A 1,177-nucleotide genomic window follows, 5' to 3' on the forward strand; every position below is an offset into this window, starting at 1 on the left:
TTTCTGTGTTTTGATAAAAGGACTAACAAATCTTAAATTCTTTCAAAGTATGCCTCATAGTCGTGCCACTTTATACTTGACTTATATTGGGCAGCCGTCTTCATCAGATGTCTGAACAAATCATATTCTGGTTTCTTGCTATCCCTAAACCAACGACGGTTAAATTTCCAACAATACTCGTTCAAGTATAATTGGAGAAACCGCTCGTCAATTTCTTTGTGAATGGCATCAATACCACTGCGGCATTCTCCTGTAACGATGTGGACCCATGGCAGAACCTTAGTCACGACTTCGTGTGGGCTACTTTCTGTCTGAACATGTTGAACAAGACCTGTTAGAGTTTTCTTTAGGCTTATGAGATTATGTCCTCCGTCTGAATCTATCTTTGAGTCATGAACTACCGACTTCTCAACATAAGGTGCTAATGTTTTGTATTGACTATTAGGTAATGCATACATTTTAATATAGCGAACAGCTTTCTTTACCTTGCTTCTATTAGCTTGCTTTATAAGTTTAGATGCTTTGTTAAAACGCTCTGTATCAGTGTTGTCTGATAGATAATTGCTTAGAATAGAATCCGCATCTTTGCTCTGCGCAATTACCAGCACAGGAGTTTGTTTACTCTTTAAGATTTTCTCTCCGCCCTCCTCTGAAATAAAAGAAGTTGGGAAATACGACAAATCGAGTTCTATCTGCTCAGAGAGTTTATAGATACTATCTCTCTGTCCCATAATATCTCTCAGTTTCATCATCATCAACCATGCAGGAGGATAATATTCAAGTTCAAGTTGATGCTGAATCTCTTTAGCCGATAGGACTTGTTTTATGGATGTCATCATGTGCGCAGTGAAAAACCAATCATATAGCGATAATTTGCTATGTTCCATAACAGTGCCCTTTGTCAAAGGAATTCTGTTACCACAGGTCTCGCACTGAAAAGCTCTCCTTCCATATAGCCATTTGTACTTGGTTGCTCCACACTTAGGACATACAACACCTACCTCTTCTCGGATACCCTTAAGGTAATTTTCACAGCTATTCTCATCGGGGAATATTTGGAAGAAATCTTTCAATAGCATCAGGCTCATATTTTTAGCAAATATAATTGATTTATAGAATGTTGCAAAAGTGCTATATTTTAATTAACATATATTAGTCCTTTTATCAAAACACAGAA

At 37.3% G+C, this 1,177-nt stretch carries 1 protein-coding gene; it reads right to left on the reverse strand.

The annotated features are described in order from the left end of the window. Positions 1 to 32: 32 nt before the first annotated feature. Complete coding sequence (locus HMPREF9304_RS00865) at positions 33 to 1,079, reverse strand: IS1595 family transposase (RefSeq protein WP_036925883.1); 1,047 nt, start codon at positions 1,077 to 1,079, stop codon at positions 33 to 35. Positions 1,080 to 1,177: the final 98 nt, after the last annotated feature.

It is taken from the genome of Hoylesella timonensis S9-PR14, from assembly GCF_000762405.1.
Taxonomy (GTDB): domain Bacteria; phylum Bacteroidota; class Bacteroidia; order Bacteroidales; family Bacteroidaceae; genus Prevotella; species Prevotella timonensis_A.